20 protein-coding genes are annotated in these 16,285 nt (G+C 60.4%); 5 read left to right on the forward strand and 15 right to left on the reverse strand.

Annotated elements, in window-relative coordinates; all coding sequences use genetic code 11:
• Window positions 1-110: 110 nt before the first annotated feature.
• On the reverse strand, window positions 111-1,286 hold the full coding sequence (locus JH15_RS11750; protein WP_043530396.1) for an MFS transporter: 1,176 nt from the start codon (window positions 1,284-1,286) through the stop codon (window positions 111-113).
• A gap of 108 nt (window positions 1,287-1,394) precedes the next feature.
• On the opposite strand from JH15_RS11750, the gene rpe reads away from it, so the two are divergent.
• Window positions 1,395-2,093 (forward strand): ribulose-phosphate 3-epimerase, encoded by a 699-nt coding sequence (gene rpe / locus JH15_RS11755; protein WP_043530797.1) that lies wholly within the window; start codon window positions 1,395-1,397, stop codon window positions 2,091-2,093.
• Entirely contained in the window at window positions 2,090-2,413 is a 324-nt protein-coding gene (locus JH15_RS11760; RefSeq protein WP_269319793.1) for a GIY-YIG nuclease family protein, read from the forward strand. The genes rpe and JH15_RS11760 overlap by 4 nt, the downstream gene beginning before the upstream one ends.
• Here the strand turns inward: JH15_RS11760 and JH15_RS11765 are convergent.
• Window positions 2,410-3,708 carry an NAD(P)/FAD-dependent oxidoreductase gene (locus JH15_RS11765; protein ID WP_043530397.1) on the reverse strand — a complete coding sequence of 433 codons (1,299 nt, stop codon included), beginning with the start codon at window positions 3,706-3,708 and terminating at the stop codon, window positions 2,410-2,412. The two genes, JH15_RS11760 and JH15_RS11765, sit on opposite strands and share 4 nt — an antisense overlap.
• A gap of 223 nt (window positions 3,709-3,931) precedes the next feature.
• On the opposite strand from JH15_RS11765, the gene JH15_RS11770 reads away from it, so the two are divergent.
• Both JH15_RS11770 and trpE read left to right on the forward strand, forming a co-directional pair.
• Complete coding sequence (locus JH15_RS11770) at window positions 3,932-4,597, forward strand: phosphoglycolate phosphatase (RefSeq protein WP_043530399.1); 666 nt, start codon at window positions 3,932-3,934, stop codon at window positions 4,595-4,597.
• A gap of 18 nt (window positions 4,598-4,615) precedes the next feature.
• The gene (gene trpE, locus JH15_RS11775; protein ID WP_197053310.1) at window positions 4,616-6,115 is read left to right on the forward strand and encodes an anthranilate synthase component I; all 1,500 of its coding nucleotides are present in this window, start codon (window positions 4,616-4,618) and stop codon (window positions 6,113-6,115) included.
• 94 nt (window positions 6,116-6,209) lie between these two features.
• Here trpE and JH15_RS11780 read toward each other — a convergent pair whose 3' ends face one another.
• On the reverse strand, window positions 6,210-6,428 hold the full coding sequence (locus JH15_RS11780; RefSeq protein ID WP_043530401.1) for a hypothetical protein: 219 nt from the start codon (window positions 6,426-6,428) through the stop codon (window positions 6,210-6,212).
• A gap of 573 nt (window positions 6,429-7,001) precedes the next feature.
• Here JH15_RS11780 and JH15_RS11785 point away from each other — a divergent pair.
• Window positions 7,002-8,216, forward strand: coding sequence for a tyrosine-type recombinase/integrase (locus JH15_RS11785; RefSeq protein WP_043530403.1), 1,215 nt, complete (start codon window positions 7,002-7,004; stop codon window positions 8,214-8,216).
• Here the strand turns inward: JH15_RS11785 and JH15_RS11790 are convergent.
• From JH15_RS11790 to JH15_RS18340, 12 genes are all read right to left on the reverse strand, one after another.
• Window positions 8,195-8,383, reverse strand: a complete 189-nt coding sequence (locus JH15_RS11790; RefSeq protein ID WP_043530406.1) for a helix-turn-helix transcriptional regulator — start codon at window positions 8,381-8,383, stop codon at window positions 8,195-8,197. The two genes, JH15_RS11785 and JH15_RS11790, sit on opposite strands and share 22 nt — an antisense overlap.
• Window positions 8,384-8,516: 133 nt before the next feature.
• Window positions 8,517-9,752 (reverse strand): polysaccharide lyase, encoded by a 1,236-nt coding sequence (locus JH15_RS17550; RefSeq protein WP_052384066.1) that lies wholly within the window; start codon window positions 9,750-9,752, stop codon window positions 8,517-8,519.
• Window positions 9,753-9,815: 63 nt separating this feature from the next.
• Window positions 9,816-10,001, reverse strand: a complete 186-nt coding sequence (locus tag JH15_RS11800; RefSeq protein ID WP_043530408.1) for a hypothetical protein — start codon at window positions 9,999-10,001, stop codon at window positions 9,816-9,818.
• On the reverse strand, window positions 9,998-10,573 hold the full coding sequence (locus JH15_RS17810; protein WP_081949000.1) for a DUF3850 domain-containing protein: 576 nt from the start codon (window positions 10,571-10,573) through the stop codon (window positions 9,998-10,000). The genes JH15_RS11800 and JH15_RS17810 overlap by 4 nt, the downstream gene beginning before the upstream one ends.
• Complete coding sequence (locus JH15_RS18095; protein ID WP_156105295.1) at window positions 10,560-10,712, reverse strand: hypothetical protein; 153 nt, start codon at window positions 10,710-10,712, stop codon at window positions 10,560-10,562. Before JH15_RS18095 ends, JH15_RS17810 begins: the two co-directional genes overlap by 14 nt.
• On the reverse strand, window positions 10,709-11,257 hold the full coding sequence (locus JH15_RS11810) for a hypothetical protein (RefSeq protein ID WP_043530410.1): 549 nt from the start codon (window positions 11,255-11,257) through the stop codon (window positions 10,709-10,711). The genes JH15_RS18095 and JH15_RS11810 overlap by 4 nt, the downstream gene beginning before the upstream one ends.
• Window positions 11,258-11,296: 39 nt before the next feature.
• Window positions 11,297-12,394 carry a DNA-methyltransferase gene (locus JH15_RS11815; RefSeq protein WP_052384067.1) on the reverse strand — a complete coding sequence of 366 codons (1,098 nt, stop codon included), beginning with the start codon at window positions 12,392-12,394 and terminating at the stop codon, window positions 11,297-11,299.
• A gap of 43 nt (window positions 12,395-12,437) precedes the next feature.
• Window positions 12,438-14,135, reverse strand: a complete 1,698-nt coding sequence (locus JH15_RS11820) for a DNA cytosine methyltransferase (protein WP_043530412.1) — start codon at window positions 14,133-14,135, stop codon at window positions 12,438-12,440.
• Between the two features lie 42 nt (window positions 14,136-14,177).
• Window positions 14,178-14,369 (reverse strand): hypothetical protein, encoded by a 192-nt coding sequence (locus JH15_RS11825; protein ID WP_043530413.1) that lies wholly within the window; start codon window positions 14,367-14,369, stop codon window positions 14,178-14,180.
• On the reverse strand, window positions 14,366-15,205 hold the full coding sequence (locus tag JH15_RS11830; RefSeq protein ID WP_043530415.1) for a hypothetical protein: 840 nt from the start codon (window positions 15,203-15,205) through the stop codon (window positions 14,366-14,368). The genes JH15_RS11825 and JH15_RS11830 overlap by 4 nt, the downstream gene beginning before the upstream one ends.
• Window positions 15,206-15,469: 264 nt before the next feature.
• On the reverse strand, window positions 15,470-15,985 hold the full coding sequence (gene ssb / locus JH15_RS11835; protein WP_043530417.1) for a single-stranded DNA-binding protein: 516 nt from the start codon (window positions 15,983-15,985) through the stop codon (window positions 15,470-15,472).
• A gap of 55 nt (window positions 15,986-16,040) precedes the next feature.
• On the reverse strand, window positions 16,041-16,241 hold the full coding sequence (locus JH15_RS18340; protein WP_269319796.1) for a DNA translocase FtsK: 201 nt from the start codon (window positions 16,239-16,241) through the stop codon (window positions 16,041-16,043).
• Between the last annotated feature and the right edge of the window lie 44 nt (window positions 16,242-16,285).

Genomic DNA, 16,285 nt, shown 5'->3' on the forward strand with positions numbered 1-16,285 from the left:
GAATGAGTATGGGAGCAAGGCTAGAGTAGCTTTTGAGTAATGACAATCCCGTTCTTTATTCTTTTTTGAAATATGGCGCATGTCTTCATCACTATCCTCGAGGGCTCGCGCTAGGGAGCGGCGGAAGGGATACGCGCACGTAGACTCCATAAGCCTACCAGCGGGCCGGGAAGAAGTAGCCAGGCCAGCCAGGCACCGAACAGGTTCCACATGGGAATGAGCAGCAGCAGTGACAGCATCGAAATGGCGAAACCGATGGCATTCTGCAGGGTCAGGGCACTACCCACGATCTCCCTTGGGCAGGCCTGGGCCGAAAGTGCCGAGAACTGCGGCGAATCGATGACGGCGAGCGCGCTCCATAGCGCGAGAAAGAGGGATAGCGAGGTCAGGGGCAACGGCCCGATGAAGGGAAACACGGCACAGCAGCAGGCCGAGCCGGCCAGCCCGCATTGCGCGACGCGACGACTGCCGAAACGTAAGCTCAAGGCGCCGCCCAGCCAGCAGGCTGGGCCCCCGATGGCAATAAGGATGAAGGCCCACATGGCAAGTGCAGGTGTGGATAGGCTGGGCTGACTGGCGAGCACGATCAGCGGAATCAGGGCCCATAGCGTGTAGAGTTCCCACATGTGGCCGAAGTAGGCCCCGGCGGCGCGACGAAAGCCGGGGATGCGGAACGCCTTGATGCCAGCCAAGCGAGCGCTCGGAGCGAGAGGGCCATGGCTGGGCGTGCGCATTCCCGGGGCTTCGCCCAGTCGCCATACCATGCCTCCCGCCAGTATCGCCAGGCCGGAGGCCCCCAGGATGCCATCCCGCCACGAGAGGTTGAGCGCGTGCCAGTCGCTCAGCGCACGCAGGCCGTGAGGTAAGGCCGTGCCCAGCACAAGCATGCCCACCAGCAGGGCCAGGCCAAGCCCGGCGCGGGCAGGGGCCCAGCCGACCATCAGCTTCATGCCTACCGGGTAGATGCCGGCCAGACATGCGCCGGTAATCATGCGCAGGATGACGGCTTGCCACAGGCCGCCAGCCCAGGGGAGCAGGGCATTGGTCAACGCGCCGAGTAGACAGCAGGCCGCGAACAGGCGACTCGCATCGAAACGATCGGCGAGTCCGCTGAGTCCTATCAATAGTGTTCCAAGCAGGAAGCCGCCCTGCACGGCGCCGGTCAACCATCCTAGATCGCTGATGCTCAACGACCACAAGGCCTGGAGGTCGTTGAGTACCGCGTTGGGCGTAAACCAGAGTGCGGTACCGAACAGCTCGGACAGGGCGAGGATGAAGATAGCCATGGCGATTCTCGACTGGAACACTGGGGCACACGACCCATTGGCGAGTCAGGTGCGGCTTCCTGCTAGAATACCGTTCTTTATCCCTTCGTCATCCGAATGGCTTCGCTCATGCCCAGCACGCACACCGATTTCAAGATTGCGCCCTCGATTCTCTCCGCCGATTTTGCCCGCCTGGGCGAGGAAGTGGATAACGTTCTCGCCTCCGGCGCTGACATCGTGCATTTCGATGTCATGGATAACCATTACGTCCCCAACCTGACTATCGGTCCGATGGTCTGCAAGGCGCTTCGTCAATATGGTGTCACCGCACCGATCGACGTGCACCTGATGGTCAAGCCGGTCGACCGGCTGATCGGCGACTTCCTCGAGGCCGGTGCAAGCTATATCACGTTTCATCCTGAAGCCTCGGAACACATCGATCGTTCTCTTCAGTTGATTCGAGATGGCGGTGCCAAGGCGGGGCTGGTCTTCAACCCCGCGACGCCACTTTCCTATCTGGACTACGTGATGGACAAGATCGACATGATCCTGCTGATGAGCGTCAATCCGGGGTTTGGCGGCCAATCCTTCATACCGGGCACCCTGGACAAGCTGCGCGAGGCCCGGGCGCGTATCGAATCCAGCGGTCTCGATATTCGTCTGGAGATCGATGGAGGCGTCAAGGTGGAGAATATTGCCGAGATTGCCCGAGCGGGCGCCGACACCTTTGTGGCCGGCTCGGCAATATTCAGCGCGGCCCGCGAAACCGATGCCAATCGCTATGACAGCGTTCTCAAGGCCATGCGCGACGCCCTGGGTCGTGGATGACTGGCGAGTCAACGTCGGGCCAAGATGAGCGAACCGGGGAAGCGAAAGCCAAGGGGCCGCAGTGGCATCTCTACATGATCGAGACGGCGGCAGGCGCCCTCTATACCGGCATCACCACGGATGTAGCGCGTCGCTTCTCCGAGCATGCCGCCGGCAAGCGAGGCGCTAGAGCGCTACGTGGCAAAGGGCCGTTGAGGCTCGTGCATCACCACTCGGTAGGCAGCCGAAGTGAGGCATTACGGCTCGAGGCCCTTCTGAAAAGCCTGTCGGCCAGCCAGAAGCGCGCCTGGCTAGCCGAGCAGGGGGCTCGCTCTGATTAATGCAGTTTCATCTTGGGTCGCAGGTAGCGATTGATCCCATCGACAACGACGGTCATGCCGGTCTTGACTGCACCGTGAATGGCGAATTGATGCATCCGGTAAAGCGAGGCATAGAATAGCTTCGCGATACGGCCCTCGATGAACAGGCTGCGTGCCGAGGCGCCCCGCATCAGGCTGCCCACGGCTTCGAAGTGAGCGAGAGAGATCAACGAGCCGCGGTCACGGAACGTGAACTCCCTGAGTGGGGCATTGTCGAGCAGGGCAACCAGATTGCGGTACACACACGAGGCCTGCTGATGCGCTGCCTGGGCGCGTGGCGGTACCAGTTTGCCGTCTTCCTGGGGGCAGGCGGCGCAATCCCCGAACGCGAACACGCGTTCGTCGTCCTGGCTTTGCAGGGTGCGCTTGACCTTGATCTGATGGTTGCGCTCTGTCGCTAGCCCCAGTTCAGACAGGAAGGCAGGGGCACGGATTCCGGCAGCCCATACGCTCAGGTCGGTCTCGATGCGCTCGCCATCTGCCGTGACGAAGCCGTGTTCATCGGCACGAGTGACACGCGTATCGACATGGATATTGACGCCGAGCTTTTCCAACTCCCGGTGTACAGCCTTGCTGATGCGGATGGGGAGGGCCGGCAGGATTTGTGGTGCTGCCTCGATCAAGTGCACTTCGAGCTGGCCGCTGTTGAGGGAAGTGAAGCCGTAGCTGTGCAGCATTTTCGAGGCATCGAACAGTTCGGCGGCCAGCTCCACGCCGGTGGCGCCGGCACCGACGATGCCTACCGCCAGATTGGGATGAACGCGGCGCTCGGGGGCGCTGTAGCGCAGGAAGGTATTGAGCATGTCGTGACGGAACGACTCGGCTTGCTGTGGGCTGTCCAGGAAGTGGCAGTGGTCGGCGACGCCGGGTGTGCCGAAATCGTTCGAGACGCTACCCAGCGATAGCACGAGATAATCGTAGTCGAGCGTGCGGGCTGGAAGAATCACTGTTTCATCGTCATCGACGATGGGGGCCAATGTGATCTGGCGGGTGTCGCGGTCCAGGTCGCTCAGCGTACCGCGTTGGAATTGGTAGCCGTGAGCTTTTGAATGTCCCTGGTAGGAGACCTCGTCGAGGCCTGAGTCCAGCACCCCCGTGGCCACTTCGTGTAGCAGGGGTTTCCAGATGTGGGTGGGGTTACGATCGACGAGCACGATGTCGGCACGCTTGCGCTTGCCGAGTCTGCGTCCGAGCCGTGTCACCAGCTCGAGTCCGCCCGCGCCACCGCCGACCACCACGATTCGTGGTAGGCTCATGCGAGGCTCCTGAAGGTCAAGATTGCAAAATGAGTCGCCTGGTCAGGAAGAGCGTCTCGGCGCCGAGGGCTCGGCCTGGGATGCGACAGCTGTATCTAGCATATTCCTGTTGTAACGCGATGCCTATGCTTCGACGCGCTTGGCTGGCATTTTTTTCGTAATATTACAAGCATTCGGCTAGGCATGGCTGGTCGCTGAATCAACTCAATTCAAGAGGGCATGCATGCATCCCGTGTTGAAAGGGATTCGTCTGGTAGGCTTCGATCTGGACGGTACTCTGGTGGATTCCGTGCCCGACCTGACAGTGGCGGTCGACACTGTCCTGAGCGAGTGCAACTTGCCCCCTCAGGGCGAGAACCGCGTCAGGGATTGGGTCGGCAATGGCTCGCTCATGCTCGTGGAGCGTGCCCTGACACGTGCGTTGGGCAAAACGCCGCAAGCGTCTTTGCTCGAATCGTCCCACGCGCGTTTTCTTGAGGAGTACGGTCAATCGCCCACCGCACGTACGTGCCTCTATGCCGGTGTCAGGGAGACGTTGGATGCGCTGCGTGAGCGTGGCTATGAGTTGGTCGTCATCACCAACAAGCCTCATGCGCTGATCGAACCGATACTCTCGAACTTCGCCCTGTCCGACCATTTCGGGCTGTGTCTGGGTGGGGATTCGCTGCCGCAGAAAAAGCCCGATCCGGCGCCCCTGCTCTACGCCGCCCGACACTTCGAAGTGTCTCCCGAGGCTTGCCTGATGGTGGGCGATTCACGCCACGATATCGAGGCAGGTCGGCGCGCTGGCTTCCGTACCCTGGCCGTTCCGTACGGCTACAATCACGGCGAACCGGTATCCGACAGTGGGCCGGATGCCATGGTCGAATCGCTTCGAGAACTTATCTAGAGTAAGGAACACCGGTCCATGATCACTCCCGAACGCTTCAATGAACTGGCGCAGGCCGGATACAACCGTATCCCGGTGACCCGCGAAGTACTGGCGGACCTCGACACGCCGCTTTCCACCTATCTCAAGCTTGCCGATGCACCCTGGACTTTTCTGCTCGAATCCGTGCAGGGCGGGGAGAAATGGGGGCGCTACTCGATCATCGGTCTGCCAAGCCGCGAACGTGTCGAGGTGCGGGGCTTTCAGGTGCGTCACTTGATCGATGGCGAGGTGCGGGAGGAATCCCAGGTCAAGGATCCTCTGGCCTGGGTCGAGGCGTTTCAGACCCGCTTCAAGGTGCCGCGTCTGGATGATCAGCCACGCTTCGATGGCGGGTTGGTGGGCTATTTCGGTTATGACACCATCCGCTACATCGAACCGCGTTTGCGAAGCGCCGAGGTCGAAGCCAAGCCCGACCCGCTCGGGGTTCCCGATATCCTGCTGATGGTATGTGACGACCTGGTGGTATTCGATAACCTCTCGGGTCGCCTCACCCTCTGGACCCATGCCGATCCAAGCCGGCCCGAGGCGTTGGAACGTGCACGGGCCAAGCTCGAGAGTCTTGAGCGCCAACTGCGCAGTGCCCCCTTCAATACCGGAAGCCCCGGCACCGGTCGCCGTGCAGTCGAGGAGGAGCATTTCTCCTCGGGATTTACCGAGGCAGGCTACAAGGGAGCCGTCGAGACGATCAAGGAGTATGTGCTGGCCGGGGATGTCATGCAGTGCGTACCCTCGCAGCGTATGTCGATTCCCTACCAGGCGCCTCCCCTGGATCTCTATCGGGCACTGCGCAGCCTGAACCCTTCGCCTTACATGTTCTTCTTCAATCTCGACGATCATCACGTGGTGGGATCTTCACCCGAGATCCTCACTCGCCTGGAGGACGGAGAGGTCACGGTGCGCCCGATTGCCGGGACCCGGGTACGCGGTCGAAACGAGCAGGAAGACCAGGATCTCGAAGCCGATTTGCTCAACGACCCGAAGGAGATTGCCGAACATCTGATGTTGATCGACCTGGGACGTAACGACGTGGGTCGCATCAGCGAGACCGGAACGGTCAAGGTGACTGACCAGATGGCGGTCGAGCGTTATTCCCATGTGATGCATATCGTTTCCAACGTGACCGGGAGGCTCAAGCCTGGCTTGTCAGCGATGGATGTCCTGCGAGCCACCTTCCCGGCGGGCACGTTGTCAGGCGCCCCTAAGGTGCGGGCCATGGAGATCATCGACGAGCTCGAACCGGTGAAGCGGGGAATCTATTCGGGGGCCGTGGGCTACCTTTCCTGGCATGGCAACATGGATACGGCGATCGCCATACGCACGGCAGTCATCAAGAATGGCGAGCTTCATATCCAGGCAGGGGGAGGTATCGTGGCCGATTCCGTGCCCGAGATGGAATGGCAGGAAACCCTCAACAAGGGGCGTGCCCTGTTTCGTGCGGTGGCCATGGCCGAGCGTGGACTGGATAACCTGGAATAACCTGGCACTCACGCCTGCAAGCCGGCTTTTCTCGAGGCGGCTTGCAGGCGTGATGATGCTGAGAAGGCGAAGGGCTTATGTGCCGTACCCTGGGTCAGGCCTCGACCTTCCACAGTTGCAACAGAGGGGCCTTGATTCCGTTGCGCCGTGCCACATACTCGGCTTCACGGCGCGCATTGGCGGCCTGCTCCGTGCTCATGGGCCCGTCGTCTTCCTCGCGACGGCTGGTGACCACGGTACGGCATGCCCAGGTCGCCTTCATGGCGTTAAGGAACGAGGGGGCCGAGACTGCGCTATGACGTTGTGTATCCATCACTGCTCTCCATTTCGATGAGCGGGCATCCATTTCCATTTGCCGCTGACGCTACAACGTGTGTCTTTTAACCAGGTGTGCTGCTCCGGCACATTCCTAGAGGACAGTGTAGTATACATGCTGTTACATTCAAGCCCTTTGTCGCCAATTGCGGGGCAAGGCCAGTTGACAGCGTCCGCCTTCGCCAGCACCATACCCGACATGCGTACACGTAAAGACCTACAGCCAAGCCTCTGGTGGCGCTCCTAAAAAGGGGCGGCCTACCCATGTCTTGGAAACGAGTGCCGCCGTCAGGGCGGCATTTTTGTATCTGGTGCCCCTCACGGCTGGCGAGAGTCCACAAGGCGAATCAAGGCCAAAAGATACGTCGTTTTACAGGAAGACCAAGCCATGTCCGTGCTGATGATCGATAACAGAGAACGCATGCCGCTGTCTTCCGCTGTCTGAATCGAGCCGTTGCGCTCGTTACCTGAACCCTTCGAACACCCTCCGTAGCTTTCCGCTTTCTTACTTACCAATCCGGTGCATTTGTGAGTACGATTGTGAGTATCTTCCCTTGTACTCACATCGATCATGGCGCTATCAGATACCAAAGCCCGCACGGCCAAGCCGCGCGAGAAGCTCTACCGCATTGCTGACGCTCACGGCTTGTGCCTTGAGGTGCGTCCCAACGGCGCCAAGTATTGGCGGCTGCGCTATCGCCTGCATAGCAAGGCGACCATGTGGACGGTGGGCGAATACCCTTCCACAAGTCTGGCTCAGGCACGTGAACGTCGCGAATGGGCGCGCAAGCTGATCGCCCAGGGCCAGCACCCCAAGGATGAGGAGGCGAGGCTCAAGCGCGAGGAACGCCTGCAGCAGGACAACACCTTCGGCATCGTGGCCGAGGAGTGGTTTGCCGAGCGCTCGCCCGCATGGACGGCCTACTACACCAGCCAGGTGCGTAAGGGGCTCGACAACGACATTCTGCCTGCCCTGGGCAAGTTGGCCCTGCGTGATGTCACGGCACCCGAGATTCTGGAACTGCTGAAACGAATCAAGGACCGCGGCGCACCGACCGTAGCAATTAACGTGCGCACATGGATCAGCGGCATTTTCCGCTATGCGATCGTGACGCAGCGCGCGAAGGACGATCCTGCTGCCCACGTCAGAGGGGCGGTCGTGCGCGGGGAGGTGAAGCACGCCGTTGCGCTCACCGAGAAGCAACTACGATTCCTGCTGGGACAAATCGAATTACATGGCGGGTACCGGATCACCCAACTGGCCATTGAGATATTGCTGTTGACCATGGTGCGCGGTATCGAACTGAGGCGGGGACGTTGGGAAGATGTCGATTTCGAGGCGAAGGTCTGGCGGATACCCCGGCAGGATATGAAGAAGCGGCGCGACCATGCGGTACCGCTCTCGAGCCAGGCAATCAGGGTGCTTGAGGAATTGAAAACATATTCGGGCGGGGCCGGCATCCTGGTGCCGGGCATGAAGCATCCCTATCAGCCGATTCATCACACCACGATCAATTCGGCGCTGGATCGGATGGGATTCGGGGGAGGGGAGTTTGCCTCCCATGGCTTCCGTGCCACCGCGTCCACGCTAATGAACGAACACGGCTGGCGAGAGGATGCCATCGAGAGGCAACTGGCGCACGTACCGGCGAATCGTACGCGAGGCTCGTATAACCACGCGAAGTACATGCAGGAGCGGCGGGAGATGCTGCAGTGGTGGGGCGACTACGTAGACAGCTTGCGTGGGGAAGGGGGCCAATCGGATCAGGAGGCCGAGGCCCACTGACGTTCGATCCAGTTGTCGATGTCGCGCTCGAGCCAGAGTCGCTTACCCTGGATCAGCTTGCCGGATGGAAATTCGCCGGCGCGAATCAGTTCGTAGATCTTCGTATGCTTGAAGCCCACCTTATCCTCCACCTTGGGGAGGGGCAGTAGGCGCTGGGAGTTATGCATGGTTTCCTCCAGGCATAGGTAAACCAGCGTGTTAATTTTTCCGCACCAACTGTAGGCGTCTGAAAATTAACACGGGTAGGCCAGACATAAAAAAAGCCGCCTCTGTGGACGGCTCGTTAACTTGATGAACGCCTCATGGCGTAGAGATTCTGAAATTTCTCGTATCGACGTATTCATCCCGGCTCGCAGCCCAGCTCCGATCGCCACCGCCAAAGAAGATGGTGTGCATCATGCCTTCGATCAGCACGCTATCTTTCGTGCGAAGTCGCAGGCCAGTCCTTTCAATAGCCAGCCTGTCGTCGTACCAGACGCGGATGAAGCCATTGCTCTGCCCGACATCGTTGAGCTTCACTTCCTGCCGGATCGTGTGCCAGGCGCCGCTGGTATCGAATGTGAAGCTCCCGCGCCCAATTGAATCCCCGTAACTTTTCTCCATCTCGGGGTAGTAGAGATACAGCTCGCCCTGAGCATCCCGCCGCCACATGATGCGAGCGGTGATTCCGTTGTCAGCTTCCTTGTGTCCGCTTGGAGAATCCCCCGCCATCAGCCCCGGCAACTTGCCGCCCTTCACCGGATCGAAGCCTGGCTTGAGGCGCAGGTCGTACTCCAAAATGGCATGCTCGGCATGCAGCGTACGGGTATCGAATCCCGCCCCGCGCTGCTTGCCCTTGTCGCCGACATAGAGCCCTTCGCCCATATGGGTGCGCAGGTAAGGGCCTTCGCTGTCCTGCATCACCTCGATGTTTTCCCATTCCCAGCCACCGTCATAGACGCCACCCAGTAGGTCGAGAATGTTGCGCTTGGCATCCTGGCCGGGATCGAGTGCCGGGGCATAAGACGTAGCGTCTGGCGTGGGTGCCGGCATGCTGGCTTTAGGCTCAGGCTCAGGCTCAGGTGCTGAAACGCCATCTGACCCGCCGACTGTCTCGGTTTCTTCGGCCTCGATCGTAGTGACCGCTGGCGACAGACTGAACGAATGATCCGAGCCCTTGGCCTTCATCCCGAAATCCCAGGTCTCACCGGGTTCGATGGGCTTGTCTGACGTGATGAGTGCTGAGCCAGCCGCTTGCTTGAACGAGCCGCCCCAGACATCTTCGATAGTGGCGACTATCTGCAAGGGCAGGGATAGGCGTGTAGCAATAGCGCTATTGTTGGTGGCTTCGATCTCGAGCACGAAGCCATCGTCCCATTCGCTCTTGATTCGATGATCGATGCCAATCGCGGGTATAGGATCGACCGCAGGCATCTCCAGCTGGGGAAACGCCACGGCCAGCGCGGACTCTATTCGTACCGCCTGCTCTTCACTCGCGAAGCGTACGCGTATTTCGGTCCCTGTTCGTTGAACGTCGGCTACATCTACTGCCGGCATGATTCCTCCATCAAAAACAAGCCGCCTTGAGGGCGGCGTCATCGGCATAGGGATATCGACTGCCTATCCCTGTCGTCGTTCCAGCACGGCTACCAGTGTCTGCATCACCACATCGACCACGTCCTTCTCGTCAGGGCCGATACACAGCATGGCGGTACCGTCATTGAGGAAGGTCAGGATCGTTTCGCGATTGTTCGCCTTGGCGGTACTGAGCATGGCGGTGCCGGCGGCTTCAACCAGGCCGCTCATGATTCGAGCTCCTCGGCTTGGCGGCGTAGACCTGCAACGTAGTCGTCGATCACTGCGCGAAGGTCTTCATCCTCCCAGTCGTCACCGTGCGTGAGGTGCCGAATGGCGAGGGCTCCTTCGATTTTCTTATCTGCGATCAGGCGGGCGAGTGACTCCAGGGCTGCGCTCGGTCTGTTGTAGCGGAAGTGGTCTAACCGGTGACGAGCTGAGCACTGGTCTGCATCGCTGTCATCAAGGACGTCAGACGCTTCATAGGCTGCGCTGCAAAATTCTTCCGCATACGCCGCCAGTGCGTCTTTCTTCGGGTCGTTGACTGATAGAATTGCCCAACCCTCAATCAAGCCATAGGCTGGCCCTCTCAAGACGTGCGTAACGGTTCGAGAAGCCGCCCGCCCCGTGTATTCAAGTGCGGCGCCTTCGGCCATCTCGGCGCCAGTGCTCACCGTTTCACGTAGAACCAGTAAGTCGCCAACTGCAAAACCTCGGTCGTCTCGGCGGATCGCGTAAGTTTTGGCTCCATCCATCAGGGCGCGAAACACTTCGGGGTCAGTTTTCAATTCATGCGTCGTCATTCACCACCTCCTCGCCCTCGATCACTTCCCGCCAAGATTCCGTCGCCGTGATCATACCGCCACACACCGTGCAGCAGTGATCCAGATTGAACGTACCCGGCCACTTATCGCCGCAAGTGCGGCATTCGAAGTCAGTCATGCGGCTTCCCATTGCTCAAGGTCGTCATTGGTCAGGTCCAGTTCGGTTCGAAGCCGTCTCAGTACCGGCAGCATGCTGGGCCAGTTGGCTGACCAGGGCCGCATGATCACGGCCCGGTCGATGATGTGGTTGGGGTTGCATCCGCTCTCAGCCGCCTCGAGGGTCTCGCGGATGATGGATAGCAACTGATCCTCCATCAGCGGCCCGCCTTCTTCATCAAGCATGAGCTTGCCGCTGTCGTCGCGTCGGTGACGCCACGCTGCAATGCGCTGGTTGGTGCGACCGGAGGCGAACTCGCGGTATTCGCTGCCGTCCTGGGCGCGGCAGTAAACGATGCAAAGCACCTCCCAGTGCTGGGGTGCCAGGTTGGCCATGCGCAGGATGGCCATGTGCTTGGCGCTATCCACCGGGGCAAGAAAGCCGTGCCGGTCGATCTCGCTATCCCAGCTACCCCGGCGGTAGAAGAAGACGAGATTCACCTGGCGCTGGCTGCGGGCGGTCATGGTGTTGTGCTGGGCACGGGTCAGCTTGCGGGCGCGTTTCATGCGGCCTCCAAAGTCTGCCGCCGGAGGGCGGCACCAATTTCAACAGGCCTCGAACAGGCTCATCTGTTCCTTGGCATCGGGGTCGAAGTCATAGTGGTCGAATATTTGCTGAATACGGTCAGGGACCAGCTCGGCGTACTGAGGGCTCAGTTCGCAAAGGATGGCGTTACGATCAAGTGCCAGGGCAACGCCTGCCGTGGTGCCGCTTCCGCCAAAAGGATCGAGCACGGTGCCGCCTTCGGGGCAGCCCGCCAGAATGCAGGGCCGGATTAGGTCGGGTGGAAAAGTGGCAAAATGAGCCCCCTTATATGAGCGCGTCGATACATTCCAGACGGTTCGACGGTTGCGCATCGCAGTGTCCCAGTCGCCTTCGCCACGATCTTCCCGGTGCGTGCCTTTCCTCTGCCCCGGTATGGCCTCATTCCGCTTACTCTCGGTACGCCTGAAACTATCTCGAGCCCTCCTTTTCGTGAGCCCACCCACGGCACGTATTGGACCGTTGGTTTTCCCTGGCTGCCTGGATGAGCCTGATTGTTCTTCGATGTTCTGTGCCCAGCGGGCAATGCTCGACTCTGCCGCCGGCTCCTTTACCGATTCATGGTCGTAGTAATACTGGGGAGATTTACTCAACAGGAAGATGTATTCATGCGCCTTGGTGCAGCGGTCACGCACGCTTTCTGGCATCGGGTTTGGCTTGTGCCAGATAATGTCCTGGCGCAGATACCAGCCGTCCGCCTGCAGAGCGAAAGCAACCCGCCAGGGTATGCCGATCAGGTCTTTGTGCTTCAGACCACTCGGGGGAGAGCGCCACCCTGTTGCACATCCTTTGCCTGACCATGCGTTATCGCCGCGCTCTCGCATATACGAACCGCCGCCACCTCTTCCTCCTGTCGCATAGCTGTCACCCAAGTTGAGCCATACCGTCCCATCATCGCGCAGCACGCGACGCACCTCGCGGAACACCTCGACCAGAGCGGCGACGAATTCGTCAGGGGAAGGCTCGAGCCCGATCTGCCCCTCATGTCCGTAATCACGCAGGCCGAAATAGGGCGGACTGGTGACACAGGTATGCACGGACTGGCCAGGCAGTTCGCGCATAGTTTCAAGGCAGTCGCCGACAAGAAGCTGGTACTCCATGCGAGACTCCAAAGAAATGCCGCCTCAGCGGGCGGTAGGTGATCTATGCAGCCACAGCTGGCGTGGCCATGAACTTGTGCTCGTGCGTGAAGTTGGCCTCGACGATTGCCTTGGCCAGGGGCGGGCAGACGCTGTTGCCGATCAGCCTCACCTGGGCGTACTTCGGCACTGGCTTACCGCCGGCTTCGGCGAATTGGTAACCGTCAGGGAAGCCTTGAGCAGCGGCCAGTTCGTGTGGCTGAAGCATCCGCATGCCAATGTCGGTGATGACATAGTCCTCGCCGCCGATCGTGACGGTGACCAGCTGCAACCGATCCTTGGTGGTGGCTGTTGGGCTTGGCGCCCGCAGGTCGCGGCCTGTCTCGCCGGATCCGCTGCCGTAGTAGGGCGCGAGGAACGCAGCCACGGCGGCGGCATGGGTGCCGCCAGCGCAGATGGTCGGCATCGGGCGATTGATATCGCTGCCGCCACGCTCGGCGCCCTTGAGGTTGAGCAGGCTCACTGCAACCGGTGCGTTGTGGTCGGTGGCGGTGATGGTGGGCAGCGGATGACGGATGTCCGCACCGACGACGCCTGTGAAATGCTTGGCCAGGAATGCCGAGACCAGGGCGCTTTTGCCACCTCCGCCTGCCGTGATCGTACCCAAGGGCTCGTTTGCGCCATGCCCAATGCTCGCCCCGAACTGCCGTGAGATCGTTGCCGACACTAGGCCTAAGGGGGCACAGCCTCCCGGGTTGGCTGTTGAGTCGGTCGCGTTGCTGTTCGCCGTGATGGTGTGCATCGGCTCATCACAGCCATGGCCGATAGCCCCCGTCCGGAACTTGGTGATGTGCGGGGAGACCAGGGCGAAGCTTCCGCCTTTCGGCCAGGCCGTGACCGTGCGCAGCGGCTCGTCAATGGCGTTGACCAGGGTAGAGCCGTTGCCGTAGTTGGCGATCGGGACGATGAACGGGTCGGCATTCTCGACCACGTACCGCATCACGCCTTTGGCGATCCGCTTGAGCGTGTTCTCTGCCAGCGGCCTGGCTCGGTCGAAGATCGAGGGGCAGGGGATCGACCAGTCGATACACTCCGCAGCTGTACGCCACGGCTGTAGCTTGCCCCGGCGAACGGCAGGGGATGCGGGGTCGCCATGCGTTGGCTTGGGCCAGACGATAGGACGCCCATCGCAACGGGCAACCAGGAACAATCGACGGCGGATGGTCGGGGCACCGTAGTCACAGGCCCGTAATATCTTCCATTCCACGTCGTAGCCATGGCGCTTGAGCATCCGCACGAAGCCACGAAAGGTTTGGCCCTTGCGCGCCGGGTCGGGTACGACCTGGCCCTTGTCGTTTTTGATGAGCGGGCCCCAGTCGAGGAACTCTTCGACGTTCTCCAGCGCGATGACCCTGGGCTTCACTTTGGCCGCCCAGCGCGCCGCTACCCATGCCAGGCCGCGCACGCTCTTACTGACAGGCCGGCCACCCTTGGCCTTGGAGTGGTGGCGACAATCAGGGGAGAACCATGCCAGCCCCACCGGACCATTGACGGCCTTGGCGGGATCGACGTCCCACACGTCGGCAACCGAGTGAGCGCTGCCGGGGTGATTGGCGGTATGCACCGCGATGGCGGTCGCATCGTGATTGATAGCGAGATCCACCGGGCGGCCCAAGGCCTGCTCGATTCCTTCGGATGCACCGCCACCACCGGCGAAGTTATCGACCACCAATTCATGGCCAAAGAGGTTGAGGCTGGTCACGTGTTGTTCTCCTGATACGAAAAAGGCCACCGCGTGGGTGGCCTATCGGTAGTGGTTGAGTCGTCGCGCCCGTCGCTGGGCGCGCGCCTTGGCAGCCTTCCGCCTGTCCTGCGCCGCGGTCCGCCGACGCCCGCCATTGGGCTTGGGTGGATCGTCAGCCAACCAACAGGGCGGCATCGACCATGATCGGGCTGTCGTGGCCAGCATGGCGCCGATGGAGGTCATGAGGTTCATGCGGCTGGCTCCAGTAGCTTCTGGAGATCGGAGATCGACTTATTGGAGCGCTCTGCCAAGTCAGCAGCCTGCTTTTCGTAGCTTTCATGGGCTCGCTCTATGGCGACTTCTATCTTGCCTCGCAACACTGTTCGCTCATCGCTGGTCAGGTACTCGGCAACGCTTGAGCAAAGCACGTCGGCGGCCATGCCATGACTGTTCATGCTCTTGTCGAGACGCTGCAAGGTAAGATCGATGCTTTTTCGAGCCGCTTCTTCGAAAGTGGCGAATCCATATACCTGGCAATTGGAGCCTGACCCGTCGCCATAACGGTTGAGCCGATACGATAGGGAGCCATCCGTTTTGCCATAAAGGCTTAGCAACTTGAGTCCGTCATACTCAACGCGACCGTGCCACCCGTCGGTGTCCGTTAATTTATCTTCGAAGCGCACCGGCTCTTCAAAGCCATAACCATCGCAAACCAACCATTTGATATCGCCAGCCAGAAACGCCACCAGGATGCTGAAGTCCTCGGGTTCCATTCCTGCGGCAACCTTGCGTACGAATTTGCCAATGTCGGCGTGCGCCTTTGCCTCGATGTGCGCTGAGCGCTTTTGCTTTTCTAGGCGCTCGATTTCCGCTTTCTGTTCCTGAATACGCTTTTCAATCCGTTCTTCTTCTTTCGCCTTGTAGGATTTAACTGGCGAGTCATGCAGCGACTTGGTGGTAAAGCGCTCTCCGGCGGGGATCTCGTCGCCAGCTTCAGTGACAAACACTTCCTGAACGATGGATTCTTGATTGTTGAGCTGACCGACGACCGCCACCTTGCGGCCATCCGATAAGAATTTGGTTTGCATACCAACCTCCAGAAACGAGAAAGCCCCGGCACTGACAGGGCTGGTTGAATTCGTTGCCGCGTGACGTGCGGCGTACGGCCACCGCCTCCAGCCTCCCGCGTTCGCGGTGCACCCCGCAGGGCGTGAGAGTCGGCTGAATCGGTGGCTGCCGGCTGATTATTCGTGCTACGTGAACCCTCCGCTGCGCCCCATCAGGGCTGGCTGCGCTGGGTGACAGCGGGATGAGAAAGGGATACCGGTACTTAGGAACGCCCCGGTCAGGCGTCAATCAAAAGGGATTTCGTCATCGAAGTCGTCGAAGCTTCCCGGGTTCGGGGCCCCGTAGTTCTGATTGGCCTGCCCCTGGGGTGGCTGCTGGACACCGCCTTGCTGGCCCTGGTTGGGGTAGCCGCCGGTCTGCTGCCCATAGCCGCCCTGCGGTGCGCCCTGTCCCTGGCCACCGTTGCGGCTGTCGAGCATCTGCATATCATTGGCGATGATCTCGGTGCTGTAGCGGTCCTGGCCATCCTGGCCCTGCCACTTACGGGTTTGCAGCCGTCCTTCGATGTAAAGACGCGAACCTTTATTCACGTACTGCTGGGCGATTTCGGCCAGCTTGTTGAACAGGATCACGCTATGCCACTCGGTGCGCTCCTGTTTCTGCCCCGACTGCTTATCCTTCCAAGTGTCGGTGGTGGCGATGCGTAAGTTGGCAACTGGGTTGCCGGACGGCATGAAGCGCACGTCGGGATCCTGCCCCAGGTTGCCGATAATGATGACCTTATTGACGCCGCGAGCCATATGAGACTCCTACTGAATAATGAAAGGGCCCCGCAGGGCCCCGTGAGACGGTTTGCTAGGCTGCCAGCACTTTGCGCGAACCGCTGTTGTTTATGGGCGCGATGATCCCCTCGGCTTCCAAGGCCTCGATGAAACGAGCTGCTCGGTTGTAGCCGATCTTGAATTGCCGCTGGACGGCGGACACCGATGCGTGACCTGAGCCCACAACGAATGCCTTGGTCTGTTCGTACAATGGATCCTCCGTGCCGTCAGGCATCAACGCCCCGGCAGGCGACACGCCATCCAGCAGCGGCGCATGGC

This window comes from Litchfieldella xinjiangensis (genome assembly GCF_000759345.1).
GTDB lineage: Bacteria > Pseudomonadota > Gammaproteobacteria > Pseudomonadales > Halomonadaceae > Litchfieldella_A > Litchfieldella_A xinjiangensis.